The 25,143-nt window shown below is 55.1% G+C and carries 22 protein-coding genes and 1 rRNA gene; 9 read left to right on the top strand and 14 right to left on the bottom strand.

Going from position 1 to position 25,143, the window contains the following annotated elements; all coding sequences use genetic code 11:
• Window positions 1-3: 3 nt before the first annotated feature.
• The 10 genes from atpA to asnC form a co-directional block, all read right to left on the bottom strand.
• Window positions 4-1,545, bottom strand: a complete 1,542-nt coding sequence (gene atpA / locus ACWPW2_RS14440; RefSeq protein ID WP_042714836.1) for a F0F1 ATP synthase subunit alpha — start codon at window positions 1,543-1,545, stop codon at window positions 4-6.
• Window positions 1,546-1,557: 12 nt separating this feature from the next.
• Complete coding sequence (gene atpH, locus ACWPW2_RS14435; protein ID WP_042714834.1) at window positions 1,558-2,091, bottom strand: F0F1 ATP synthase subunit delta; 534 nt, start codon at window positions 2,089-2,091, stop codon at window positions 1,558-1,560.
• A gap of 13 nt (window positions 2,092-2,104) precedes the next feature.
• Window positions 2,105-2,575 (bottom strand): F0F1 ATP synthase subunit B, encoded by a 471-nt coding sequence (gene atpF, locus ACWPW2_RS14430; protein ID WP_042714832.1) that lies wholly within the window; start codon window positions 2,573-2,575, stop codon window positions 2,105-2,107.
• A 58-nt stretch (window positions 2,576-2,633) separates the two neighbouring features.
• Window positions 2,634-2,873 (bottom strand): F0F1 ATP synthase subunit C, encoded by a 240-nt coding sequence (atpE, locus tag ACWPW2_RS14425; protein ID WP_007369368.1) that lies wholly within the window; start codon window positions 2,871-2,873, stop codon window positions 2,634-2,636.
• Between the two features lie 48 nt (window positions 2,874-2,921).
• Window positions 2,922-3,740, bottom strand: coding sequence for a F0F1 ATP synthase subunit A (atpB, locus tag ACWPW2_RS14420; protein ID WP_242388953.1), 819 nt, complete (start codon window positions 3,738-3,740; stop codon window positions 2,922-2,924).
• 8 nt (window positions 3,741-3,748) lie between these two features.
• The gene (atpI, locus tag ACWPW2_RS14415; protein ID WP_124971064.1) at window positions 3,749-4,129 is read right to left on the bottom strand and encodes a F0F1 ATP synthase subunit I; all 381 of its coding nucleotides are present in this window, start codon (window positions 4,127-4,129) and stop codon (window positions 3,749-3,751) included.
• A 618-nt stretch (window positions 4,130-4,747) separates the two neighbouring features.
• The gene (rsmG, locus tag ACWPW2_RS14410) at window positions 4,748-5,371 is read right to left on the bottom strand and encodes a 16S rRNA (guanine(527)-N(7))-methyltransferase RsmG (RefSeq protein WP_042717098.1); all 624 of its coding nucleotides are present in this window, start codon (window positions 5,369-5,371) and stop codon (window positions 4,748-4,750) included.
• A gap of 95 nt (window positions 5,372-5,466) precedes the next feature.
• A complete protein-coding gene (gene mnmG / locus ACWPW2_RS14405) occupies window positions 5,467-7,356 on the bottom strand; it encodes a tRNA uridine-5-carboxymethylaminomethyl(34) synthesis enzyme MnmG (RefSeq protein WP_454123782.1) in 1,890 nt (629 codons plus the stop codon).
• A 372-nt stretch (window positions 7,357-7,728) separates the two neighbouring features.
• Window positions 7,729-8,178, bottom strand: coding sequence for an FMN-binding protein MioC (mioC, locus tag ACWPW2_RS14400; protein WP_124971061.1), 450 nt, complete (start codon window positions 8,176-8,178; stop codon window positions 7,729-7,731).
• Between the two features lie 117 nt (window positions 8,179-8,295).
• Window positions 8,296-8,754, bottom strand: a complete 459-nt coding sequence (gene asnC, locus ACWPW2_RS14395) for a transcriptional regulator AsnC (protein WP_039054911.1) — start codon at window positions 8,752-8,754, stop codon at window positions 8,296-8,298.
• Between the two features lie 150 nt (window positions 8,755-8,904).
• Between asnC and asnA the strand changes: the two genes are divergently transcribed.
• Entirely contained in the window at window positions 8,905-9,897 is a 993-nt protein-coding gene (gene asnA / locus ACWPW2_RS14390; RefSeq protein ID WP_454123780.1) for an aspartate--ammonia ligase, read from the top strand.
• Here the strand turns inward: asnA and viaA are convergent.
• Window positions 9,894-11,345: an ATPase RavA stimulator ViaA gene (viaA, locus tag ACWPW2_RS14385; protein ID WP_139567942.1), complete on the bottom strand. Its 1,452-nt coding sequence runs from the start codon at window positions 11,343-11,345 to the stop codon at window positions 9,894-9,896. The two genes, asnA and viaA, sit on opposite strands and share 4 nt — an antisense overlap.
• A complete protein-coding gene (ravA, locus tag ACWPW2_RS14380; RefSeq protein ID WP_279793887.1) occupies window positions 11,342-12,835 on the bottom strand; it encodes an ATPase RavA in 1,494 nt (497 codons plus the stop codon). The genes viaA and ravA overlap by 4 nt, the downstream gene beginning before the upstream one ends.
• A gap of 223 nt (window positions 12,836-13,058) precedes the next feature.
• Here ravA and kup point away from each other — a divergent pair, with 223 nt between their 5' ends.
• The 7 genes from kup (at window position 13,059) to rbsR (ending at window position 20,988) form a co-directional block, all read left to right on the top strand.
• Entirely contained in the window at window positions 13,059-14,927 is a 1,869-nt protein-coding gene (gene kup / locus ACWPW2_RS14375; protein ID WP_076769276.1) for a low affinity potassium transporter Kup, read from the top strand.
• A 203-nt stretch (window positions 14,928-15,130) separates the two neighbouring features.
• Window positions 15,131-15,550: a D-ribose pyranase gene (gene rbsD, locus ACWPW2_RS14370; protein ID WP_124971049.1), complete on the top strand. Its 420-nt coding sequence runs from the start codon at window positions 15,131-15,133 to the stop codon at window positions 15,548-15,550.
• A 7-nt stretch (window positions 15,551-15,557) separates the two neighbouring features.
• On the top strand, window positions 15,558-17,063 hold the full coding sequence (gene rbsA / locus ACWPW2_RS14365; protein WP_454123776.1) for a ribose ABC transporter ATP-binding protein RbsA: 1,506 nt from the start codon (window positions 15,558-15,560) through the stop codon (window positions 17,061-17,063).
• Window positions 17,064-17,068: 5 nt separating this feature from the next.
• Window positions 17,069-18,034, top strand: coding sequence for a ribose ABC transporter permease (gene rbsC, locus ACWPW2_RS14360; protein WP_042711909.1), 966 nt, complete (start codon window positions 17,069-17,071; stop codon window positions 18,032-18,034).
• A gap of 26 nt (window positions 18,035-18,060) precedes the next feature.
• Window positions 18,061-18,951 carry a ribose ABC transporter substrate-binding protein RbsB gene (rbsB, locus tag ACWPW2_RS14355; RefSeq protein ID WP_076769274.1) on the top strand — a complete coding sequence of 297 codons (891 nt, stop codon included), beginning with the start codon at window positions 18,061-18,063 and terminating at the stop codon, window positions 18,949-18,951.
• Between the two features lie 111 nt (window positions 18,952-19,062).
• Entirely contained in the window at window positions 19,063-19,992 is a 930-nt protein-coding gene (gene rbsK, locus ACWPW2_RS14350) for a ribokinase (protein WP_454125226.1), read from the top strand.
• Window positions 19,993-19,995: 3 nt separating this feature from the next.
• The gene (gene rbsR, locus ACWPW2_RS14345; protein ID WP_094192957.1) at window positions 19,996-20,988 is read left to right on the top strand and encodes a ribose operon transcriptional repressor RbsR; all 993 of its coding nucleotides are present in this window, start codon (window positions 19,996-19,998) and stop codon (window positions 20,986-20,988) included.
• Here the strand turns inward: rbsR and mdtD are convergent.
• A complete protein-coding gene (gene mdtD / locus ACWPW2_RS14340; protein WP_454123773.1) occupies window positions 20,980-22,383 on the bottom strand; it encodes a multidrug transporter subunit MdtD in 1,404 nt (467 codons plus the stop codon). The genes rbsR and mdtD overlap by 9 nt on opposite strands.
• 10 nt (window positions 22,384-22,393) lie before the next feature.
• Complete coding sequence (locus ACWPW2_RS14335; protein ID WP_454123771.1) at window positions 22,394-23,083, bottom strand: FadR/GntR family transcriptional regulator; 690 nt, start codon at window positions 23,081-23,083, stop codon at window positions 22,394-22,396.
• Between the two features lie 454 nt (window positions 23,084-23,537).
• On the opposite strand from ACWPW2_RS14335, the gene ACWPW2_RS14330 reads away from it, so the two are divergent.
• A 16S ribosomal RNA gene (locus ACWPW2_RS14330) occupies window positions 23,538-25,079 on the top strand.
• Window positions 25,080-25,143 lie beyond the last annotated feature (64 nt).

The raw sequence follows: 25,143 nt of genomic DNA, 5'->3' as shown, positions 1-25,143 counted from the left end.
ACGTTACCAGGACTGGGTTGCTTTGAAGGAATCGAGGATGCCTTTCAGCTTGCCTTCGATTTCGTCGTTATAGCCACCGGACTGGTTGATCTCTTGCATCAGCGGAGCGTGTTCACGGTCAACGTACGCCAGCAGAGCGGCTTCGAAGCTACCGATTTTCGCCAGTTCCACATCTTCGAGGTAACCGCGTTCAGCCGCGAACAGCACCAGGCCCTGCTGTGCAACAGACATAGGGGCATACTGTTTCTGTTTCAGCAGCTCGGTCACTTTCTGACCGTGGCTCAGCTGTTTACGGGTTGCTTCGTCCAGATCGGATGCGAACTGAGAGAACGCCGCCAGCTCACGATACTGTGCCAGTGCGGTACGGATACCACCGGACAGTTTCTTGATGATCTTGGTCTGCGCTGCACCACCCACACGGGATACGGAGATACCCGGGTTAACCGCCGGACGAATACCGGAGTTAAACAGGTTGGTTTCCAGGAAGATCTGACCATCGGTAATGGAGATTACGTTGGTCGGAACGAACGCGGAAACGTCACCTGCCTGCGTTTCGATAATCGGCAGGGCAGTCAGGGAGCCGGTTTTACCTTTCACTTCACCTTTGGTGAAGTTCTCTACGTATTCCGCGTTTACGCGGGATGCGCGCTCCAGCAGACGGGAGTGGAGGTAAAATACGTCGCCCGGGAACGCTTCACGTCCTGGCGGACGACGGAGCAGCAGGGAGACCTGACGGTAAGCAACGGCCTGTTTAGACAGGTCATCGTATACGATCAGCGCATCTTCACCGCGGTCACGGAAGTATTCGCCCATAGCGCAACCGGCATACGGTGCCAGGTATTGCAGTGCAGCGGATTCAGAGGCAGTTGCCACAACAACGATGGTGTTGGACAGTGCGCCGTGCTCTTCCAGTTTACGAACCACGTTAGCAATGGTGGACGCTTTCTGGCCGATGGCCACGTACACACATTTGATGCCGGAGTCGCGCTGGTTGATGATGGCGTCGATAGCCATCGCCGTTTTACCGGTCTGACGGTCGCCGATGATCAGCTCACGCTGACCACGACCGATTGGGATCATGGCGTCGACGGATTTGTAACCGGTCTGAACCGGCTGGTCGACGGACTGACGATCGATAACGCCCGGTGCGATAACTTCGATTGGCGAGAAGCCATCGTTATCAACCGGACCTTTACCGTCGATTGGCGCACCCAGGGTGTTCACCACACGACCCAGCAGGCCACGGCCAACCGGAACTTCAAGAATACGGCCAGTACATTTGACCTTCATGCCTTCGGCGAGGTCAGCGTACGGACCCATCACAACTGCACCTACGGAGTCGCGCTCCAGGTTCAGTGCGATAGCGTAACGGTTACCCGGCAGAGAAATCATCTCGCCCTGCATACAGTCGGCCAGGCCGTGGATGCGGATAACACCGTCGCTTACAGAAACAATAGTACCTTCGTTGTGAGCTTCACTCACAACACTGAACTGAGCAATGCGCTGCTTGATCAGTTCGCTGATTTCGGTGGAATTCAGTTGCATGCTCCAGTCCCCTTAAGACTGCAAGACGTCTGCAAGGCGCTCAAGACGGCCGCGTACGCTGCCATCAATGACCATATCACCCGCTCGGATGATTACGCCTGCCATTACAGACTTATCGATATTGCAATTCAGCTTCACTTTACGTGACAGACGTTTTTCCATCGCTGTGCTGATTTTCGCAAGCTGTTCTTCACTCAGTGCGGAGGCGGAAGTCACTTCGACTTCGGCGATAGCCTCGCTGGCCGCGCGCAATTGAATGAACTGCTCAAGAACATCAGGGAGCACCTTAAGACGACCGTTTTCGGCCATCACACGAATCAGGTTTTGGCCTTTTTCGTCCAGTTGCTCACCACATACGGCGATAAACGAGTCGGCGAGCGTTTCCGGTGCAATCGCACCGGAGAGCAGCTCGGCCATTTGTTCGTTTTTCGTCACCTCAGCGGCGAACGCCAGCATATCCTGCCAGCGGTCAACGCTTTGGGTTTCGACGGCAAAGTCAAAAGCTGCTTTGGCGTAGGGGCGAGCTACCGTTACAAATTCAGACATCAGCCCCTCCTCCTTACAGTTCAGCGACCAGTTTATTCACGATGTCGCTGTTAGCAGCTTCATCCACGGAACGCTCGATGATCTTCTCGGCGCCAGCAACAGCCAGCAGAGCCACTTGTTTACGCAGCTCTTCGCGAGCGCGTTTACGTTCGGCGTCAATTTCCGCCTGCGCCTGCGCCACGATTTTGTTACGTTCCTGCTCGGCTTCAGCTTTCGCTTCGTCCAGGATCTGAGCACGGCGTTTGTTCGCCTGTTCAATGATAACCTGAGCTTCAGCTTTCGCTTTTTTCAGCTGGTCGGTCGCATTGGCCTGTGCAAGATCCAGGTCCTTTTTGGCCCGTTCTGCGGAAGCGAGACCGTCAGCAATCTCTTTCTGACGTTTTTCGATGGCAGCAATCAACGGCGGCCATACATACTTCATGCAGAACAGAACGAACAGGACAAACGCGATGGCCTGGCCGAGGATTGTTGCGTTTAGATTCACAGCACAATGCCTCTTATCTGGTTAACGTTCTAAACAATTGCTTGAAAAGCAACCCTTACTACGCGACAGCAAACATCACGTACAGACCCAGACCCACAGCGATCATCGGGATTGCATCCACCAGACCCATAACGATAAAGAACTGAGTACGCAGCAGAGGAATCAGATCCGGCTGACGCGCAGCGCCTTCCAGGAATTTACCCCCGAGGATGCCGATACCGATCGCAGCACCGATCGCCGCCAGACCCATCATCACAGCGGCAGCCAAGTACAGCAGATCCATATTCAGGTTTTCCATGACAGTCTCCAGTTTGTTTCAGTTAAAACGTAGTAGTGTTGTTAAAAATCAGTGCTCTTCAGACGCCATCGACAGATAGACGATCGTCAGAACCATGAAGATAAAGGCTTGCAGCGTAATGATCAGGATGTGGAAAATGGCCCATGGCACATTCAGAATCCACTGTGACCACCACGGCAGAAGACCCGCGATCAGAATGAAAATCAACTCACCCGCGTACATGTTGCCGAACAGTCGCAGACCGAGAGAAACCGGTTTGGACAGCAGGCTCACGCCCTCAAGGATAAGGTTTACCGGAATAAATACCGGATGGTTGAACGGCTGGAGAGTCAGCTCTTTAGCGAAACCGCCAATACCCTTCATTTTGATGCTGTAGAACAGAATCAGGATAAACACGCCCAGTGCCATCGAGAGCGTGATGTTAACGTCAGCAGACGGCACCACACGCAGCGCAGGCAGACCGAACACATGCTCACCGATATACGGCAGCAGGTCGATAGGCAGCAAATCCATCAGGTTCATCAGGAATACCCAGACGAAAATCGTCAGGGCCAGTGGCGCGATAAGCTTGCTTTTGCCGTGGTACATGTCTTTGACGCTACCATTAACAAAACCAATCACCAGCTCGATCGCCGTCTGGAATTTCCCTGGTACGCCGCTGGTCGCTTTCTTCGCTACGCTACGGAACATCACCAGGAACAACAGACCCAGGACCACCGAGAAAAACATGGAGTCGATATTGAGCGTCCAGAACGTGGCCGGGGGGTTATGCGGATCCACCAGCGAGAAGGTACGCAAGTCAATCTGAAGGTTATTCAGATGGTGACTGATGTACTCCTGCGGTGTTGAATTTTCTCCTGCAGACATGATGCCTCTTACCCTTTGTTGTTAATTACAGCAGGTGCCAGTATCTGAACCACTAGCACCGAAACCCACGTGACTATCAGCGGCAAAAACACCGCCTTCAAAACTGCCAGCGCCACCACCAGTAACACGAATGTCAGTAACACCTTGAGCGCCTCACCGAAGGCGAAGGTCCAGGCCACACGGCCTTTAGAAGGTGTATTCGCCTGATGACGCCAGGCAAAAATCATAAACAACATATTCGGCAATAAGACTGCCATACCTCCGCTCACGGCGGAAATGCCCCAGAAGGGGTCTTTGAGGCTAAACAGCAATCCACTTGCCATTACTGCCAGAAACTGAATAAGCAGAAGCCTGCGAGCAACGTTTCGGCTAAAGAGCGACACAGACATATTCTTTCTTAACTCCTGCTCCCTTTGAGGTATGTCGCGTGTCGTATAAAACGTTCTTTACGGCCCGGAGTCAAGCATCAAAAAGCGGTCAAATTATACGGTGCGGCCTCGTGATTTCAAACAATAAGTAGCGAAAAGGTGAATAAATGTTTAAATATTTTTCCCGAGGTCTATTTTTAAACTTTTGTACAAACGATGTACCCTCGAGCAAAAGTGCAAATAACGCGAAAAACCCGGCGATAAAGCGTGCACCAGGTCACAAATTAAACATATATGCAGCCATCGTTTTAAAAGCACGCAGATTTTAAAGCTTTTCATCTTTATGAAAACAAAGCCGATTTATCACAACTCTTTTTAAAACACTCACCTCTACAACAAAAACCTTTGTTTGACATTTTTAATAATTATTTTACAAGTCGACTTGGTTTTGGCTGCCGATTTTTAGCGGCCTGATATTTTCATTGTTGATTATTCTGATGCTGAATGAAAAAAAGCGACGTTAAATGTCAGATAAATCCTGGTTAAATTTAAGTTAAATGTAACCGGAAGTATCACTCTTTTTCGTCGCCTTTTTTAACATTCATGCAACAGCATCAATGCAACATTTTTTGATAAAAATTAAACTTTGTTTGCTTTAACGATAACCAAATGGCGTTCGCCTTCGAGGTGCGGAACCTTTAATTCGACAATCGATTCCACCGCTAAGCCCGCCGGTAACAGCGCAATCTCATCTTCCGGCAACTGCCCTTTCAGAGCATAAAAGCGTCCCGCGTCGCCCGGCAGGTGGTGGCACCAGCTCACCATATCGTTTAGCGAGGCAAAAGCGCGGCTAATTACACCATCAAAAGGCGGCTCGGCGGGGAAGTCCTCGACGCGGCTCTGCACCGGCTCGATATTGGTCAGCTTCAGTTCATGCTGCACCTGGCGCAGGAAGCGAACGCGCTTGCCGAGGCTGTCGAGCAGCGTGAAGTGGGATTCCGGACGCACGATGGAGAGCGGAATACCCGGCAGGCCAGGGCCGGTGCCGACATCAATAAAACGTGTTCCCTGCAGATGCGGCGCGACGACGATGCTGTCGAGGATATGGCGCACCAGCATCTCGTTCGGGTCGCGAACCGAGGTGAGGTTGTAGGCTTTGTTCCACTTGTGCAGCATTTCAACATACGCCACCAGCTGCTGTTGTTGCTGATCGGACAGCGAAATGCCGGCTTCGGCCAGCAGACGAGAGAGTTTATTGAGCACAACGAATACCTGTTGAGAGACGAAATGGCGGATAGCGCGATGCTTCCCCGCCTTTTAGCGTTATCAGGCCCGGCGTGCAGGCCTGAGTGATACGGTTATGCGCTGCGGCGCAGCATCCCTTGCTTCTTCAGCCACACCAGCAGAATCGAGATCGCCGCTGGCGTAATACCTGAGATCCGCGAGGCCTGGCCGATGGAAGAGGGCTTGTGATCGTTAAGCTTCGCGATCACCTCGTTCGACAGGCCATTTACCTGGCGGTAATCGAGGGTCGCCGGCAGGATCGTATTCTCATTGCGCTGCTGCTTTTCGATCTCATCCTGCTGACGGGCGATGTAGCCTTCGTACTTCACCTGGATTTCAACCTGTTCCGCAGCCTGCTTATCTTCTAAGCCCGGTGCGAACGGCGTCAGCTGCACCAGCTGCTCGTAGGTCATCTCCGGGCGACGCAGCAGATCTTCACCGCTGGCTTCGCGGGACAACGGCGCGGTCAGATGCGCGTTAACGATCGGCGCATGTTCAGATGCCGGAGACACCCACTGGGATTTCAGGCGCTGACGTTCGCGCTCAATGCTTTCCAGTTTCTCGTTGAAGCGCGCCCAGCGTTCGTCGTCCACCAGACCCAGCTCGCGACCGGCTTCGGTCAGACGCAGATCGGCGTTATCTTCGCGCAGCATCAGGCGATACTCCGCGCGGGAGGTAAACATGCGGTAGGGCTCTTTAGTGCCCAGCGTGCAGAGATCGTCTACCAGCACGCCCAGGTAAGCCTGATCGCGACGCGGTGCCCAGCCCTCTTTATCCGCCGAGTAGCGCCCGGCGTTCAGACCAGCCAGCAGCCCCTGCGCGGCAGCTTCTTCGTAACCGGTGGTGCCGTTGATCTGGCCAGCGAAGAAGAGGCCGTTGATATATTTACTCTCGAGCGTCGGTTTCAGATCGCGCGGGTCGAAGAAGTCATACTCAATGGCGTAGCCCGGACGAACAATCTTCGCGTTTTCCATCCCCTGCATCGAGCGGACGATTTGCATCTGCACATCAAACGGCAGGCTGGTAGAGATGCCGTTCGGGTAAATTTCGTTGGAGGTAAGTCCTTCCGGCTCAAGGAAGATCTGGTGCTGGTTGCGATCGGCAAAGCGCATCACTTTATCTTCGATCGACGGGCAGTAGCGCGGGCCGATCCCTTCGATCACGCCAGCATACATCGGGCTGCGATCGAGGTTATTGCGGATCACCTCATGGGTCTTTTCGTTGGTGTGCGTGATATAGCACGGCACCTGGCGCGGATGCTGCGCAGCATTGCCCATAAACGAGAAGACCGGCATCGGGTCGTCGCCGTGCTGCTGTGCCAGCACGCTGAAATCGATGGTGCGCGCATCAATTCGCGGCGGCGTACCGGTTTTCAGACGGCTGACGCGCAGCGGCAGTTCACGCAGACGGCGGGAGAGCGGGATCGACGGCGGATCGCCTGCGCGGCCACCGCTGTAGTTATCCAGCCCGATATGGATCTTGCCATCCAGGAAGGTGCCGACGGTCAGTACCACCGCTTTCGCGCGGAACTTCAGCCCCATCTGAGTAACGGCACCCACGACTTGATCGTTTTCGACGATCAGATCCTCAACCGCCTGCTGGAAGATCATCAGGTTCGGCTGGTTCTCCAGCGCAGTGCGTACAGCCTGGCGATAGAGCACGCGATCCGCCTGAGCACGGGTCGCCCGAACGGCAGGGCCTTTGCTTGCGTTTAGTATCCTAAACTGGATCCCGGCATGATCGATCGCTTTCGCCATCAGCCCGCCCAGTGCATCCACTTCTTTAACCAGGTGTCCTTTCCCAATACCGCCGATCGCCGGGTTGCAGCTCATCTGCCCCAGGGTGTCGATATTGTGTGTCAAAAGCAGAGTCTGCTGACCCATACGCGCTGCGGCCATTGCGGCCTCAGTGCCTGCATGACCCCCGCCAATGATGATGACGTCAAAAGGATCCGGATAAAACATGGTGGTATGCCTCGCCTGAGCGGTTAGAAAGTGAATTTGTGGCCGGGCCGTGGATTCTACTCAACTTTAGTCCAGTGAGAAAGACTCCGGATCCCGGCTATTAAAAAGAAGATCTTTATATATAGAGATCTGTTCTATTGTGATCTCTTATTAGGATCGCGATCTCTTGTGGATAAGCCGGATCATCGCTTTAAGATCAGTTCATTAGGAAGGATCATTAACTGTGAATGATCGGTGATCCTGCAACGTATAAGCTGGGATCAAAAGGGCTAGTTATACACAGGGCGGATCGGTGAGCAGAGTTATTCATTGGATAACTACCGGTTAATAAGCGCTTTTAAGCCTAGTTATCCACTGCTGATCGCACGATCTTTACACAATATTGAGCAATTTAATCCAGGATCCCAGCCACTCTTCGGCCGGATCCTCCGGAATATCGTGATCGAGGATGTTGATCTTCAGCGTTTCACCGATCTGTTTGGCGCCGTTTTTCTTCAGCCCGGCTTCCATTTTTTCGATCGCCTGACAGAAAGTGTCATATTCACGGCTGCCGATACCGATCGCACCAAAACGAATCTGCGACAGATCCGGGTTCAGCTCATTAAGCTCTTCATACATTGGCAGCAGGTTGTCCGGGATATCGCCCGCGCCGTGGGTGGAAGTGACCACCAGCCAGAGCCCCTGCTGCGGCAAATCCTCTAATAACGGTCCATGGAACGTAAAGGTGTTGAACCCTGCTTCCTCCAGCTTTTCAGCCAGATGTTCTGCCACGTATTCCGCACCGCCAAGGGTGCTGCCGCTAATAAGAGTAATGTCTGCCATGAACCCGCTCCGTTTTAGTCGCCCTGCGACGACAAAGTGGGGCTTATTGTACGCTGTGAATGAGCTGGGATCTACCTGTGGACAATGCGGGTATTGATCGTGGATGAAAACGCCCGGTTACGGGCGGATCGTGCGCATGATGGGGTTTTGCAACGAGATCAATGTCTCGGTGGACTGGATTTCATCAATGGTCTGGATCTTGTTGATAAGTACCTGTTGCAGCGCGTCGATCGAGCGGCACATCACTTTAATAAAGATGCTGTAGTGCCCGGTCGTGTAGTAGGCTTCGGTCACCTCTTCGAGGCTCTCCAGTTTTGCCAGTGCCGAGGGGTAATCTTTGGCGCTCTTCAAAATGATGCCGATAAAGCAGCAAACATCGTAACCGAGTTGCTTCGGGCTGACGTCGATGCGCGCGCCGGTGATAATACCCGCCTGCTTCATCTTCTCTACCCGCACATGAATGGTGCCCGGGCTGACGCCGAACTGTTTCGCCAGTTCAGCATACGCCGTACGGGCATTGGCCATTAAAGCCTCAAGGATGCCGCGATCCAGATTGTCGATCTGATAATTTTCCATACGTTTTTCTTATGTAGATTAATGATTCATTCTATTTTAGCCGGCTATTTTAGCGATTCAAAAGCCTGTTAGCCTTTTTAATTGTGGATTATTGAACTGACGCCTGTTTCTGTTGCTTAATTGCAAGCCTACGCAGACAGGAGTTAAAAAATGAAAACCGCCTACATCGCAAAACAGCGCCAGATTGCCTTCGTGAAATCCTTCTTCTCTCGTCAGCTTGAAGAGAAACTGGGCCTGATTGAAGTGCAGGCACCGATCCTCAGCCGGGTAGGGGATGGCACGCAGGATAACCTGTCGGGTTGCGAGAAAGCGGTACAGGTCAATGTGAAGACGCTGCCGGATGCCCGCTTTGAAGTGGTGCACTCGCTGGCAAAGTGGAAACGTCAGACGCTGGGACAGCACGATTTCAGCGCGGGAGAAGGGCTTTACACCCATATGAAAGCTCTGCGCCCCGATGAAGATCGCCTCTCGCCCGTTCACTCCGTGTATGTGGATCAGTGGGACTGGGAGCGCGTACTGGGTGATGGTCAGCGCCAGCTGGCGACCCTGAAATCGACCGTCGAGGCGATCTGGTCCGGGATCAAAGCGACCGAAGCCGCGGTTAGCGAAGAGTTTGGTCTGGCACCGTTCCTGCCAGAACAGATCCACTTCGTGCACAGCGAAACGCTGCTTAGCCGCTTCCCACACTTAGATGCGAAAGGGCGCGAAAAAGCGATTGCCAAAGAGCTGGGCGCTGTCTTTCTGATGGGGATTGGCGGCAAGCTTAGCGACGGCAAGCGTCACGATGTTCGCGCGCCGGATTATGATGACTGGAGCACGCCAGCCGAAGCCGGTTTCAGCGGCCTCAACGGCGATATCCTGGTGTGGAACCCGGTGCTGGAGGATGCGCTTGAGCTCTCATCGATGGGGATCCGCGTTGATGCCGAAGCGCTGAAGTGCCAGCTGAAACTGACCGGTGATGAAGAGAGGCTGCAACTTGACTGGCACCAGGCGCTGCTGCGCGGTGAGATGCCGCAAACCATCGGCGGCGGCATTGGTCAGTCGCGCCTCACCATGCTGCTGTTACAACTCTCGCACATCGGCCAGGTGCAGTGCGGCGTATGGCCCGCCGCCGTGCGCGACGAAATTGCCGGCCTGCTTTAACGCCGCCAGCGGCGCAGCAAGCGGCTGCGCATCCCGGTATCAAAGCGCCAGATATGGTCAAAGATGCGCATGATGCCGGGCTTACCGTGGGCTGACATCGCCACCGCGTGAAAGCGGTGTTGATGCAGCTGTTGCAGCTCCTTTACCTTACCGATCACCTCGTCTGGCAGCCGCTGGGCGATAAAGTCAGAGATCACCACCGCATCGGCGTCATACCACTCGCCGCCCTGCATCCGCTCGATCACCGCCCGAAAGCAGCTCGCCAGATCGGTGCCGCCGCGAAAGCGCTGGCTCAGAAAGCGGATCGCCTGCTCCAGACCGCTATCGCAGGTCAGTTCATAACGCACCACTTCGCTGGAGAAGAGCATAATAAAGCAGCGCCGTTTGTCGGCCAGCGCCACGCGCATCAACGCCAGGCAGAAGGCTTTCGCACACTGTTCGTTGAAGCCGCCCATGGAACCGGAGGTGTCGACGCAGACGATAAATGGCCCGCGCGGCTGCTCATCAAAATCCTGATGAATAACCGGACGCTCAGTGATCTTTTCGTGCCAGGCATCGCCGTGAAGCCGGTAGGTCAGCAGCTGCTTCTCCACCAGCCGCCGGTAAAACTCATACTCCAGCTCGGTAATGCCGAGAGTCGCCAGCTCAGGTGGTAGCAGGCGCAGAATATCATCGCTTTGATGCAGGCCATCGACCTGCTCCGGCACCGTCGACGGCTCGCGCACCAGGCTGCGGAAGGTCTCCATCGGGGCGTCTTTACGTGGCACCGAACGCGCCTCCCGCGAACGGCCCAACTGCTCTGCCAGCTGCTGGAGTTCGGGCTGCTCTTTGAGGAAATCACCATATTTGACGATCAGCTGGTAATCACCGCGTTTTAGCTGCCCGGCGCTCATATCCCATAACCTGCCGGCCGCGTTCTCATTTTCAATCAACACCGGTTCAAGCTGACCGCTAAGGGTCATGCGCGCCTGCACTTCACTCAGCAGTTGTTCGCGCTCCTCCTCCAGCAGTTGCTGGTTAAAGGCGGTGGTCTGCACCACCAGGCTCAGACGCCAGCGCTGAAGAAACAGGGTATGCAGGGCCGGGGTGAAGGCCGGGTTATCGCTGACCATCTGGCGAGCCTGCGCCGCGAAAGGGGATTGCACCTTATCGAGTAGCGCCAGGGTTTGCGGCAGCTGAACGGTAAACTGCGAGGTGGAGAGCAGCTGGCTCTGCTGAAAGGCGAGTACCTCTTCCGCCAGCGTTTTGGGTACTTCCGCCTCTTTAAGGTGCTTTTTTAGCGCTTCGCGCCAGCGCGGCAGATCTTCCGTAATGGCGTGCTTGAGCTTGGGAAACTTTTCAAAAAAGATCGCCAGCTGCGGCGAGGCCAGTAAGAGGATAATAAGATCCTCTATCAACGCCTCTTCGCTGATGGTCAGCATCACATTGAGCGTATCGAGTGGGATCATTGACGCGCCTGTTGGATCTGCGCTCTGACATCCTGCAGGCTGGCTTCAATGCGACCCAACCAGTCGCTGGAGATAAACAGACACTTCTGCTGTTCGCTAAAACGGGTGTGCTGCTGGTGCCAGGTGGTGTCCAGCGCCTCCAGCTGCTGCCTGATCTCATCCGGCACGTTCTCTGACGCCGTACCCGGCAGCGCCAGGCGCGAGCTCTGCAAACTGACATCGCGCACCAGCAGGTGCTGGCTGGCATCCACTTCCATATTAAGCGGCTGGGCAAAGCCAATGCCGTTAAGCTTGCCGCGGATCTCTCCCCCTTTCGTCAGCCACTGCTCCAGCGCACTGCGCTCAAGGGTAATGTGGATGACGTTAAGATCGTGCAGTTTCAGCGGTTGCTGTAGCAGAAGCGTCAGCACCGGCTCGGTCAGATCCGCAGGAAGTTCGTAATGGGGACGACGGCTGAACATGCCGCCCTGACGTTCCACTCTAAGTGCGGTTTTATCGCTTTGCTGCTGCTGAAGTTGCAGGTGTCGCTGGGCTATCGCACTCAGCTGCGTCACCATCGCCTGCTGCTGCCAGGCGTGCCCGGTCATCAAAACGTCAAGCTGCTGTTGCAGCAGGCGCAGGCTTTCCGCGTCGTGCCACAGGCAATCTTTCAGCAGAATCAGATCGATGGGGGCCACCGCGTCCCGGCCGCTGAACAAGGCGCTGGCCTGTAACAGGCGAATTGCTTTTTTCCAGCGCCGGTCGGAAACATACGGCGCGTTCGGCAGGGTATCCAGCTGTTGGCGCAGGGTGTAAATCAGCTCAAACACCGGTTCCGGCAGCGCCACCTGTGAAATGTCGTGCTGCCAGCGAATGTACTCTTCGTCGGTGATTTGCAGCTCCGCCGGTACCGGGTTTTCACTCTCACTCTGCTGGCTGATAAGCATTGAGCGGAAGTTGCTCTTCTCCTGCACTTTGTCGAGCCAGAGACGAATCAGCATGCGGTCATAGAGCGCTTCCAGGCTGCTGTCCGCTTCCGGTAGTTCGTTAGAGGCTGCTACCAGCAAGCGCATCGGAATGTGATCTTCGCTGGCACCGTTACGGAAACGGCGTTCGTTAATGGCGGTCAGCAGGGTGTTAAGGATCGCCGGGCCTGCTTTCCAGATTTCATCCAGAAAGACGATTTCCGCTTCCGGTAAATAGCCGCTTGTGAGACGCTCATAGCGCCCTTCATCTTTCAGCGCCTGAATGGAAAGTGGGCCGAAGACCTCTTCCGGCGTAGAGAAACGGGTCATTAAATATTCAAAGGCGCGGGCATTTTTGAAGGCGAATTTCAGGCGGCGGGCAATCAGGCTTTTGGCGATGCCCGGTGGACCCAGCAGAAATACGCTTTCGCCGCTCAGGGCGGCGAGCAAACAGAGCCTGATCGCATGGCTGCGCTCAAAAAGGCCTTTCTCCAGCGCGCTGCTGAGGCGGGAAATTCTTTCTGCTAATAGATGTAAGTGAGCCATAATGAATCTGCGTCCTTTCGCCGTGGTTTCCGGCTTGTCAGAGCGATTATAAACGTTCCTGAAAGTGCCTGTAATAGACTGAAGAACGGCTTTGTTTTCATTGAGCCAGATTAATGTGGTTGCATTTAGGGGTACGATTCCGTCGATAATCGTGCATACTGTGCGCTTTTTGTGGGCCAAGGGACTAAGCACACATAATTGCATTCAATCAAAAGATTAGTCTATGAGCACTGATAAGAAACAATCGTTACCCGCGGTCACACTCGCGGCAATTGGGGTTGTCTACGGTGATATTGGTACCAGCCCACTCTATACACTGCGTGAATGTTTGTCTGGCCAGTTCGGCTTCGGCGTTGAGCGCGATGCCGTCTTTGGCTTCCTGTCGCTGATTTTCTGGCTACTGGTTTTTGTCGTCTCGATTAAGTACCTCACCTTCGTGATGCGGGCGGATAACGCCGGTGAAGGTGGGATCCTGACGCTGATGTCGCTTGCCGGGCGTAATACCTCCGCCAGAATGACGTCGGTGCTGGTGATTATGGGCCTGATCGGCGGCAGCTTCTTCTATGGCGAAGTGGTGATTACGCCCGCCATCTCGGTGATGTCGGCCATCGAAGGTCTTGAGATTGTCGCTCCCTCCCTCGACACGTGGATTGTACCGCTCTCCATCGTGGTGTTGACGCTGCTGTTTGCGATTCAAAAACATGGCACCGGGCTGGTGGGCAAACTCTTTGCGCCGATTATGCTGGCGTGGTTTTTGATTCTGGCCGTGCTCGGCGTGCGCAGCATTATTGCCAACCCGGAAGTGCTGCAGGCGCTTAACCCGATGTGGGCGGTTAACTTCTTCTTGCAGTACAAAGCCATTTCGTTTGTCGCCCTCGGGGCCGTTGTGCTCTCAATTACCGGCGTGGAAGCGCTCTACGCCGATATGGGCCACTTTGGTAAGCTGCCGATCCGCGTGGCGTGGTTTAGCGTGGTGCTGCCATCGCTGGTGCTGAACTACTTTGGCCAGGGCGCGCTGCTGCTGAAAACCCCCGAAGCGATTAAAAACCCCTTCTTCCTGTTAGCCCCTGAATGGGCGCTGATCCCGATGCTGATTATCGCCACGCTGGCAACGGTGATTGCCTCGCAGGCGGTCATTTCCGGTGTCTTCTCCCTGACGCGCCAGGCGGTACGCCTCGGTTATCTGGCGCCGATGCGGATTATTCACACCTCGGAGATGGAGTCCGGGCAGATCTATATCCCGTTTATCAACTGGCTGCTCTACTTCGCAGTGGTGCTGGTGATTGTCAGCTTCGAGCACTCCAGCAACCTGGCGGCGGCGTATGGTATTGCGGTGACCGGTACCATGGTGCTGACCACCATGCTCTTCACCACCGTGGCGCGCAAAAACTGGCACTGGAATAAGATTCTGGTCGGCATGCTGCTGCTCTTCTTCCTCTGCATCGATGTGCCGCTCTTCTCGGCGAACCTCGATAAGATTGTCTCCGGCGGCTGGCTGCCATTGAGCCTCGGTCTGGTGATGTTCCTGGTGATGACCACCTGGAAGAGCGAGCGTTTCCGCCTGCTGCGCCGGATGCATGAGCACGGTAACTCGCTGGAGGCGATGATCGCCTCGCTGGAGAAATCGCCGCCGGTTCGCGTGCCGGGAACAGCGGTTTATATGTCCCGCGCGCTGAACGTCATTCCTTTTGCGATGATGCACAACCTGAAGCACAACAAGGTGCTGCATGAGCGTGTGATCCTGCTGACGTTACGCACGGAGGACGCGCCTTATGTGCATAACGTTCGCCGCGTGCAGATTGAGCAGCTTTCGCCCACTTTCTGGCGCGTAGTGGCAAGCTACGGCTGGCGCGAAACGCCGAACGTCGAAGAGGTGTTCCACCGCTGCGGGCTGGAAGGGCTGAGTTGCCGGATGATGGAAACCTCCTTCTTTATGTCCCACGAGTCGCTGATCCTCGGTAAACGTCCGTGGTATCTGCGCCTGCGCGGTAAGCTCTACCTGGTATTGCAACGCAACGCCCTGCGCGCGCCGGACCAGTTTGAGATCCCACCGAACCGGGTTATCGAACTCGGAACGCAGGTCGAAATCTGACACCTTTCAAACCCCTCCCTAAGAGGGGTTTTTGCTATCAATTGCCAGAAATTTCCCTTAAGAAAGCTGCGCCGTTTTTTTCGCCATCGCGATGAGCGAAACGTTTCGATTTCGATCACACTTCTTCAATCAGGCGATAGTTTTCAGAACAATCTTCGTACTACACTGCCGTCAGCGAAACGTTTCGCTCATGGAGCAAAAATATGAAAAAAGGTTGTGTTCTGAACGCTGATATTTCTTCTGTCATCTCTCGTCTTGGTCATACCGATACGCTGGTGGTGTGTGATGCCGGGTTGCCGGTGCCGCGCAGTACGCAACGCATTGATATGGCGTTAACCCAGGGCGTGCCTTCCTTTATGCAGGTGCTGGAAGTGGTGACCGCGGAAATGCAGGTTGAGGCCGCAATCATCGCGTCGGAGATCAAGCAGTTGAATCCGCAGCTCCACGAAACGTTGCTCACTCACCTTGAGCAGCTGCAGCAACACCAGGGGAATACCATCGAAGTGCGGTACGTTACGCACGAACAATTCAAAAAAGAGACCGCAGGTAGTCAGGCGGTTATTCGCAGCGGGGAGTGTTCCCCGTTTGCGAATATCATTCTCTGTGCCGGCGTCACCTTCTGAGGCGATCATGGACGCATTACTGCAACTTAAAGGCATTGATAAATCCTTTCCCGGCGTTAAAGCCCTCTCCGGCGCTGCGCTGAACGTCTATTCCGGCCGCGTGATGGCGCTGGTCGGTGAAAATGGCGCCGGAAAGTCGACAATGATGAAAGTGCTGACCGGCATCTACAGCCGTGACGCCGGTTCGCTGCTCTGGCTGGGTAAAGAGACCACCTTCAGCGGGCCAAAATCCTCTCAGGAAGCGGGCATCGGCATTATTCACCAGGAGCTGAACCTGATTCCTCAGCTCACCATTGCCGAGAACATCTTTCTTGGCCGCGAGTTTGTTAACCGCTTCGGCAAAATCGACTGGAAAAAGATGTTCGCCGAAGCCAACACGCTGCTGGCCAAACTCAATCTGCGTTTTAAAAGCGATCGCACGGTAGGCGAGCTATCTATTGGCGATCAGCAGATGGTCGAAATCGCCAAAGTGATGAGCTATGAGTCGCAGGTCATCATTATGGATGAGCCGACCGATGCGCTGACCGATACCGAAACCGAGTCGCTGTTTCGCGTGATCCGCGAGCTGAAAGCGCAGGGGCGCGGCATCGTCTATATCTCCCACCGTATGAAAGAGATCTTCGAGATTTGCGATGACGTCACCGTGTTTCGCGACGGGCAGTTTATTGCTGAGCGTGAAGTCGCGACGCTGACGGAAGATACGCTGATTGAGATGATGGTCGGCCGCAAACTGGAAGATCAATATCCGCGTCTGGACAAAGCGCCGGGCGAAGTACGGCTGCAGGTCGATAATCTCTGCGGGCCGGGGGTTGATAACGTCAGCTTTACGCTGCGCAAAGGCGAGATCCTCGGCGTTGCCGGGCTGATGGGCGCCGGGCGTACGGAGCTGATGAAAGTGCTGTATGGCGCACTGCCGCGCACCAGTGGCTATGTCACCCTCGACGGTCATGAAGTGATCACGAGGACGCCACAGGATGGGCTGGCGAACGGCATTGTTTATATCTCCGAAGACCGCAAGCGCGACGGGCTGGTGCTCGGCATGTCGGTAAAAGAGAACATGTCTTTGACCGCGCTACGCTACTTCAGCCGCACGGGCGGCAACCTTAAGCATAAAGAAGAGCAGCAGGCGGTAAGTGATTTTATTCGTCTCTTCAATGTTAAAACGCCGTCGATGGAGCAGCAGATCGGTCTGCTCTCCGGCGGTAATCAACAAAAAGTGGCGATTGCGCGCGGTCTGATGACCCGCCCGAAAGTGCTGATCCTCGATGAGCCCACGCGCGGCGTGGACGTGGGGGCGAAGAAAGAGATTTACCAACTTATTAACCAGTTCAAGGCCGATGGCCTGAGCATCATTCTTGTTTCGTCGGAAATGCCGGAAGTGTTGGGTATGAGCGATCGGATCATGGTGATGCATGAAGGGCATCTCGGCGGGGAATTCACGCGCGAGCAGGCCACTCAGGAAGTGTTGATGGCTGCCGCTGTGGGCAAGCTTAATCGTGTGAATCAGGAGTAAGAGAGATGACTACCCAGGCCGTTTCTGGTCGCCGCTATTTCAGCAAAGCGTGGCTGATGGAACAAAAATCGCTGATCGCCCTGCTGGTGTTGATCGCCATCGTTTCGACCATGAGTCCCAACTTTTTTACCGTCAATAACCTGTTGAATATTCTCCAGCAGACCTCTGTGAACGCCATTATGGCGGTGGGCATGACGCTGGTGATCCTGACCTCGGGAATCGATCTGTCCGTCGGTTCTCTGCTGGCGCTCACTGGTGCGGTCGCCGCTTCGCTGGTGGGTATGGAGGTGAATGCGCTGGTGGCGGTCGCCGGTGCGCTGGCGCTGGGCGCGGCGGTGGGTGCTGTTACCGGCACTATCGTCGCCAAAGGCCGTGTTCAGGCATTTATTGCCACGCTGGTGATGATGCTGCTGCTGCGCGGCGTGACGCTGGTTTACACCAACGGCAGCCCCGCCAACACTGGTTTTACCGCTAACGCCGATATTTTTGGCTGGTTTGGTATCGGTCGCCCGCTCGGCGTGCCGACCCCGGTGTGGATCATGGCCGTTGTCTTTATTGCCGCCTGGTATCTGTTGCATCACACCCGTCTGGGGCGCTACATCTATGCGCTGGGCGGTAACGAAGCGGCGACACGTCTCTCGGGTATCAGCGTCGATAAAGTCAAAATTATCGTCTACTCCCTGAGCGGCCTGCTGGCCTCGCTGGCGGGCATTATTGAAGTTGCGCGTCTCTCCTCAGCGCAGCCGACCGCGGGCGCGGGTTATGAACTGGATGCGATTGCCGCGGTAGTGCTGGGCGGTACCAGCCTTGCCGGCGGGAAAGGTCGTATTGTTGGGACATTGATCGGCGCATTGATTCTTGGCTTCCTCAATAATGGCCTGAATTTGTTGAGCGTTTCTTCCTATTACCAGATGATCGTTAAAGCAGTGGTGATTCTGCTGGCGGTGCTGGTAGACAACAAAAAGCAGTAATTCCCTACACAACAGGACTCATGAACATGAACATGAAAAAACTGGCCACTCTGGTTTCTGCTGTTGCCCTGAGCGCCACGGTAAGTGCGAACGCGATGGCGAAAGACTCTATTGCTCTGGTGATCTCGACCCTGAATAACCCCTTCTTCGTCTCGCTGAAGGATGGCGCACAGAAAGAGGCCGACAAACTGGGTTATGACCTGGTGGTGCTGGACTCGCAGAACAACCCGGCGAAAGAGCTGGCGAACGTCCAGGATTTAACCGTTCGCGGCACCAAGCTTCTGCTGATCAACCCGACCGATTCCGATGCGGTCGGTAACGCCATCAAAATGGCTAACCAGGCCAAAATCCCGGTCATTACCCTCGACCGCGTTGCCAGCAGCGGTGAAGTGGTAAGCCATATCGCCTCTGATAACGTGCTCGGGGGTAAAATTGCCGGTGATTACATCGCCAAGAAAGCGGGTGAAGGCGCGAAAGTGATCGAGTTGCAGGGCATTGCCGGGACCTCCGCCGCGCGCGAGCGTGGTGAAGGTTTCCAGCAGGCTGTTGCTGCGCACAAATTCAAAGTCCTCGCCAGCCAGCCGGCAGACTTCGACCGCACCAAAGGCCTGAACGTGATGCAGAACCTGCTGACCGCGCATCCGGATGTGCAGGCGGTATTCGCCCAGAACGATGAGATGGCGCTCGGTGCGCTGCGCGCGCTGCAGACCGCGGGCAAAAGCGACGTGATGGTGGTCGGTTTTGACGGTACGCCGGATGGTGAAAAAGCGGTTAACGACGGCAAACTGGCTGCTACCGTTGCCCAGCTGCCTGAGCAGATTGGCGCGAAAGGCGTTGATACCGCAGACAAAGTGTTGAAAGGCGAAAAAGTTTACGCTAAAAATCCGGTTGACCTGAAGCTGGTCATCAAGCAGTAACAGAACGTTCAGGCTCGATGTACGTTCTGTCAGCCTGAGGGACAAGGTAATAAAAGAAAAGCATGGCACGCGCCACCGTTCGCGGTGGCGCACTTTATGGACACGCTCATCATGAAAACCGCAGGCAAACTCGTCGTTCTTGGCAGTATCAATGCCGATCACATTCTTAACCTTGAATCTTTCCCGACACCCGGCGAAACCGTAACCGGCAACCACTATCAGGTGGCGTTCGGCGGCAAAGGGGCCAATCAGGCGGTCGCGGCCGGACGCAGCGGCGCGGATATCGCCTTTATCGCCTGCACCGGCGATGACGATACCGGCGCGCGGGTGCGTAAGCAGCTCGCCAGCGACAACATTGATGTGGCACCTGTCAGCGTGGTTGCGGGCGAGTCGACCGGCGTGGCGCTGATTTTCGTTAACGGCGAAGGGGAGAATGTCATCGGTATTCATGCCGGCGCCAATGCGGCGCTCTCCACCGAACGCGTGGCTGAGCAGCAGACGTTAATTGCAGAGGCCTCGGCACTGTTAATGCAGCTGGAATCACCGGTTGAGAGCGTGCTGGCGGCAGCCCGTATTGCACAGCAAAACCATACTACGGTCGCGCTAAACCCCGCCCCCGCCCGGCAACTCTCCGATGAGCTGCTGGCGCTGGTGGACATCATTACCCCCAATGAAACCGAAGCAGAAAAACTCACCGGCATCGCGGTTTCCAGTGATGAAGATGCGGCGCGTGCCGCGCGGGTGCTGCATGAGAAAGGCATCCGTACGGTCATCATTACTCTCGGCAGCCGCGGTGTGTGGGCCAGCGTAAACGGTGAAGGCAAGCGGGTAGCTGGTTTCAAGGTGAAGGCCATTGATACCATCGCCGCGGGCGACACCTTTAACGGCGCGCTGATGACTGCGCTGCTGGAAGAGAAGCCGCTGGATGAGGCGATCCGCTTTGCCCATGCGGCGGCGGCTATCGCCGTGACGCGCAAAGGGGCGCAGCCTTCGGTTCCGTGGCGTAATGAGATTGATGATTTTCTCGCTCAGCAGGGGTGACGCGTGGCCACCATGAAGGATGTTGCCCGCCTGGCGGGCGTTTCTACCTCTACCGTCTCCCACGTTATTAATAACGATCGCTTTGTTAGTGAGGCGATTCGCGAGAAGGTAGACGCCGCGATCACGTCGCTGAACTATGCGCCTTCCGCGGTGGCGCGCAGCCTGAAGCTTAAACAGACGCGCACGATTGGGATGCTGATCACCGCCAGTACCAACCCTTTTTACTCTGAGCTGGTGCGTGGGGTGGAGCGCAGCTGCTTCGAGCGTGGCTACAGCTTGGTGTTATGCAATACCGAAGGCGACGAGCAGCGGATGAACCGCAATCTGGAAACGCTGATGCAAAAGCGCGTCGACGGGCTGCTTCTGCTCTGCACCGAAACGCATCAGCCTTCGCAAGTCATCATGAGCCGTTACCCCTCGATTCCTACCGTGATGATGGACTGGGCGCCGTTCGATGGCGACAGCGATCTGATTCAGGACAACTCGCTGCTGGGCGGCATGATGGCGACGGAGTATCTCATTCATAAAGGGATGACGCGTATCGCCTGTATTACCGGCCCGCTGGATAAAACGCCCTCCCGGCTGCGACTGGAGGGGTACCGCGAGGCGATGGCGCGCGCCGGGCTAACGATTCGCGACGGCGATGAGATCGAAAGTGATTTTGAGTTTGGCGGTGGCCTGACGGCGATGCAGCGTTTGCTGGCGATGGATGAGCGCCCTCAGGCGGTATTTATCGGCAATGATGCGATGGCAGTTGGCGCTTATCAGGCGCTCTACCAGGCGGGGCTGTCGATCCCGCAGGATATGGCGATTGTCGGTTACGACGATATTGAGCTGGCGCGCTATATGACGCCGCCGCTCACCACCATCCATCAGCCAAAGGATGAACTGGGTGAGCTGGCGATTGATGTGCTGATCCACCGTATTGCCGACCCGAGCCTGCAACAACAGCGTCTGCAACTGACACCGGTCCTAATGGAGCGCGGCTCAGCCTGATTTTTTGTGGCGCTCCTTGATCAGGTTGCGGCCATCTTTCGCTTTCAGCAGCATAAAGGTTAAAGCGGAGACCACCGTTACTGCGCCCATCGTGATAAAGGTGTAGTGGAACTGCTCAACGGTGTTGGTGCCATCAACCCCTTCATAAAAACGCAGCACCGCTGCGCTCACGGCGACACCGAGGCTTATCGACAGCTGCTGCGTTACCGCCAGCACGCTATTGCCGCTACTGGCGTTCTCATCCGTTAAGTCGGCAAGGGAGATGGTGTTCATGGCGGTAAACTGCGTCGACATCGCCATGCCTAATATGAACAGCGGTAGCACTAGCATCCAGATCGCCATCGCCTGGGTTTGCAGAGCGAACTGCGCAATCATCACGCCAATAAAGAGCGTGACGCCAACCAGCGTTTTGCGATAGCCAAACCAGCGCAGGATCTGCGTGACGGTCGATTTCGCCAGAATGGAGCCCAGAGCGGTCGGTGCCATCATGCAACCGGCAATCAGCGCCGGATAGCCAAAGCCAACCTGCAGCATCAGTGGCATTAAGAAAGGAACGCAGCCAGTGCCGAGGCGCGAAGCGATATTCCCGGCGATGCCGACAGAGAAGGTGCGGGTCTTAAACAGGTTGAGCGAGATAAGCGGCGTCGGGTGGCGGCGGGCATGGCGAATATAGAGTAGCAGCAGGGCGATGCCGCTGAAGATAATGCTGAGGGCAAGCCAGGTTTCGACCACTTTTTCGCCGAACAACTCCATCCCGCTGGAGAAGAGCACCAGGCTTAAGCCGAATAACAGGAAGCCCCACATATCGAAGCTGCGGCGCGGGGTGGTGAAGTTCGGCATATATTTACGCGCGTAGAGCAACCCGGCGACACCAATAGGAATATTAATCAGGAAGATCCAGTGCCAGCTTGCCCAGGTAACCAGTACGCCACCCATTACCGGGCCAAGAATCGGCCCGACCAGCCCCGGCATGGTGACAAAGTTAAGCACCGGCAGTAATTCACTGCGTGGATAAGCGCGCAGCAGGGCAAGGCGCGCGACCGGCATCATCATCGCGCCGCCAATCCCCTGAATTACGCGAAAGACAACCAGCATGGCCAGAGAGTTGGAGAGGGCGCAGGCCAGCGAGCCGAGGGTGAAGAGGCTGACGGCTAACATAAAGATGCGTCGCGTGCCGAAGCGGTCGGCCAGCCAGCCGCTGACCGGAATAAGCATCGCGACGGTCAGGGTGTAACTGATAATGGCGGACTGCATCGCCAGCGGCGAACGGTTAAGACTTTGCGCAATAGCGGGGAGGGCAGTGTTAAGGATGGTGGCGTCGAGCGCCTGCATAAAAAAGGCCATCGCGGCTATCCACGGCAGCCCGGCCATACTGCGCCCTTTCTTCTTTGTCATACTCATTCCTTTAATTAGGCGAATTCAACAATCTCTGGCACGCCTGAAACGCACTATCACCGTCGCTTTCCTGAATCGCATCGACGATAGCCTGGTGAAGATCCAGCTTAATCACTTCGTTTTCAGTAATAGAGGTGAAGTAAGTATGGTAAACCGAGTGGAAAAGTGTGGCGAAAGACATAAGGAAAGGATTACCGCTCATGGTGTAGATATGTTCATGCCACGCCATGTCCACCTCTATCCAGCGTTCACGGTTAAACGACTTTTTCAGGCACACCATCTCTTCCATTAATGTATTCAGATAAGCCTTTTGCCCGGCGCTTGCAAGTGTGGCGGCGAGAAGACAGGCCTGCGGCTCAAGACTGGCGCGCATAACAAGAAAGTGTTGGATCACTTCCTGGAAATTGTCTTCGCTCATCCACCATGAGAGCAGCTCGGTATCAAGGAAATTCCAGTTTCCCTTCGGCATCACGCGCGTGCCGATACGCGGGCGGGGTAAGACCATGCCCTTCGCGGTTAACGTCTTTATTGCCTCTCTCACTGCGGTACGGCTTACGCCAAACTTCTCGCCGAGCTCCATCTCGCCGGGCAAAATGGCTCCCGGCGCGTACTCTCCTCTCAGGATCTGCTGCGCCAGTTTCTCGGCTATGACCCAGGAGATGTTTTTCTGCGCGGCAAGTTGCTGTGCGTTTAAAGGCATTTCTCACTTCCTTCTTCTTTATTTCACTCGGTAGTATGCCATTCGATATCTATAAGTGGTGGTAAAAACAGCGATACCCGCTATTTATGCCGCTTTTAACCGCACTTTGTTGAAAAAAAATACGGTTGAAAAGTTTTTTGAAATTAAGGGTTGTCAGGGAGAATTAACTGCCTATAATGCGCCTCCACTGACACGGCACAACGGCAAACACACCGGCCTGTCAGGTGAAGAATTCTGAAAACAATCAGTTGACTTCACGGCGGGAAAGCGTAATATGCACACCCCGCGCCGCTGCGAAAAGCGAAGCGGCACTGCTCTTTAACAATTTATCAGACAATCTGTGTGGGCACTCAGGTGACATGGATTCTTAACGTCCTCGGACGATAAATGAATACCAAGTCTCACGGGTGAACACGTAATTCATTACGGTTTAATTCGATGAGCATCAAACTTTAAATTGAAGAGTTTGATCATGGCTCAGATTGAACGCTGGCGGCAGGCCTAACACATGCAAGTCGAACGGTAACAGGAAGCAGCTTGCTGCTTTGCTGACGAGTGGCGGACGGGTGAGTAATGTCTGGGAAACTGCCTGATGGAGGGGGATAACTACTGGAAACGGTAGCTAATACCGCATAATGTCGCAAGACCAAAGAGGGGGACCTTCGGGCCTCTTGCCATCAGATGTGCCCAGATGGGATTAGCTAGTAGGTGGGGTAACGGCTCACCTAGGCGACGATCCCTAGCTGGTCTGAGAGGATGACCAGCCACACTGGAACTGAGACACGGTCCAGACTCCTACGGGAGGCAGCAGTGGGGAATATTGCACAATGGGCGCAAGCCTGATGCAGCCATGCCGCGTGTATGAAGAAGGCCTTCGGGTTGTAAAGTACTTTCAGCGGGGAGGAAGGCGATGCGGTTAATAACCGCGTCGATTGACGTTACCCGCAGAAGAAGCACCGGCTAACTCCGTGCCAGCAGCCGCGGTAATACGGAGGGTGCAAGCGTTAATCGGAATTACTGGGCGTAAAGCGCACGCAGGCGGTCTGTCAAGTCGGATGTGAAATCCCCGGGCTCAACCTGGGAACTGCATCCGAAACTGGCAGGCTTGAGTCTCGTAGAGGGGGGTAGAATTCCAGGTGTAGCGGTGAAATGCGTAGAGATCTGGAGGAATACCGGTGGCGAAGGCGGCCCCCTGGACGAAGACTGACGCTCAGGTGCGAAAGCGTGGGGAGCAAACAGGATTAGATACCCTGGTAGTCCACGCCGTAAACGATGTCGACTTGGAGGTTGTGCCCTTGAGGCGTGGCTTCCGGAGCTAACGCGTTAAGTCGACCGCCTGGGGAGTACGGCCGCAAGGTTAAAACTCAAATGAATTGACGGGGGCCCGCACAAGCGGTGGAGCATGTGGTTTAATTCGATGCAACGCGAAGAACCTTACCTGGTCTTGACATCCACAGAACTTTCCAGAGATGGATTGGTGCCTTCGGGAACTGTGAGACAGGTGCTGCATGGCTGTCGTCAGCTCGTGTTGTGAAATGTTGGGTTAAGTCCCGCAACGAGCGCAACCCTTATCCTTTGTTGCCAGCGGTTAGGCCGGGAACTCAAAGGAGACTGCCAGTGATAAACTGGAGGAAGGTGGGGATGACGTCAAGTCATCATGGCCCTTACGACCAGGGCTACACACGTGCTACAATGGCGCATACAAAGAGAAGCAATCTCGCGAGAGCTAGCGGACCTCATAAAGTGCGTCGTAGTCCGGATTGGAGTCTGCAACTCGACTCCATGAAGTCGGAATCGCTAGTAATCGTGAATCAGAATGTCACGGTGAATACGTTCCCGGGCCTTGTACACACCGCCCGTCACACCATGGGAGTGGGTTGCAAAAGAAGTAGGTAGCTTAACCTTCGGGAGGGCGCTTACCACTTTGTGATTCATGACTGGGGTGAAGTCGTAACAAGGTAACCGTAGGGGAACCTGCGGTTGGATCACCTCCTTACCTTAAAGAACCTTTCCCTGCAGTGTCCACACAGATTGTCTGATGAAAAATAACGAGCAGTGAA

Source organism: Kosakonia sp. Marseille-Q7440, from assembly GCF_965119485.1.
This window is presented reverse-complemented; position numbering and strand designations above follow the sequence as displayed.

Coding starts and splice junctions, on each gene's coding strand:
- atpA (WP_042714836.1), bottom strand. CDS start 1,545: ATGCAACTGAATTCCACCGAAATCAGCGAACTGATCAAGCAGCGCATT.
- atpH (WP_042714834.1), bottom strand. CDS start 2,091: ATGTCTGAATTTGTAACGGTAGCTCGCCCCTACGCCAAAGCAGCTTTT.
- atpE (WP_007369368.1), bottom strand. CDS start 2,873: ATGGAAAACCTGAATATGGATCTGCTGTACTTGGCTGCCGCTGTGATG.
- atpB (WP_242388953.1), bottom strand. CDS start 3,740: ATGTCTGCAGGAGAAAATTCAACACCGCAGGAGTACATCAGTCACCAT.
- atpI (WP_124971064.1), bottom strand. CDS start 4,129: ATGTCTGTGTCGCTCTTTAGCCGAAACGTTGCTCGCAGGCTTCTGCTT.
- mnmG (WP_454123782.1), bottom strand. CDS start 7,356: ATGTTTTATCCGGATCCTTTTGACGTCATCATCATTGGCGGGGGTCAT.
- mioC (WP_124971061.1), bottom strand. CDS start 8,178: ATGGCAGACATTACTCTTATTAGCGGCAGCACCCTTGGCGGTGCGGAA.
- asnC (WP_039054911.1), bottom strand. CDS start 8,754: ATGGAAAATTATCAGATCGACAATCTGGATCGCGGCATCCTTGAGGCT.
- asnA (WP_454123780.1), top strand. CDS start 8,905: ATGAAAACCGCCTACATCGCAAAACAGCGCCAGATTGCCTTCGTGAAA.
- viaA (WP_139567942.1), bottom strand. CDS start 11,345: ATGATCCCACTCGATACGCTCAATGTGATGCTGACCATCAGCGAAGAG.
- ravA (WP_279793887.1), bottom strand. CDS start 12,835: ATGGCTCACTTACATCTATTAGCAGAAAGAATTTCCCGCCTCAGCAGC.
- kup (WP_076769276.1), top strand. CDS start 13,059: ATGAGCACTGATAAGAAACAATCGTTACCCGCGGTCACACTCGCGGCA.
- rbsD (WP_124971049.1), top strand. CDS start 15,131: ATGAAAAAAGGTTGTGTTCTGAACGCTGATATTTCTTCTGTCATCTCT.
- rbsA (WP_454123776.1), top strand. CDS start 15,558: ATGGACGCATTACTGCAACTTAAAGGCATTGATAAATCCTTTCCCGGC.
- rbsC (WP_042711909.1), top strand. CDS start 17,069: ATGACTACCCAGGCCGTTTCTGGTCGCCGCTATTTCAGCAAAGCGTGG.
- rbsB (WP_076769274.1), top strand. CDS start 18,061: ATGAACATGAAAAAACTGGCCACTCTGGTTTCTGCTGTTGCCCTGAGC.
- rbsK (WP_454125226.1), top strand. CDS start 19,063: ATGAAAACCGCAGGCAAACTCGTCGTTCTTGGCAGTATCAATGCCGAT.
- mdtD (WP_454123773.1), bottom strand. CDS start 22,383: ATGACAAAGAAGAAAGGGCGCAGTATGGCCGGGCTGCCGTGGATAGCC.
- ACWPW2_RS14335 (WP_454123771.1), bottom strand. CDS start 23,083: ATGCCTTTAAACGCACAGCAACTTGCCGCGCAGAAAAACATCTCCTGG.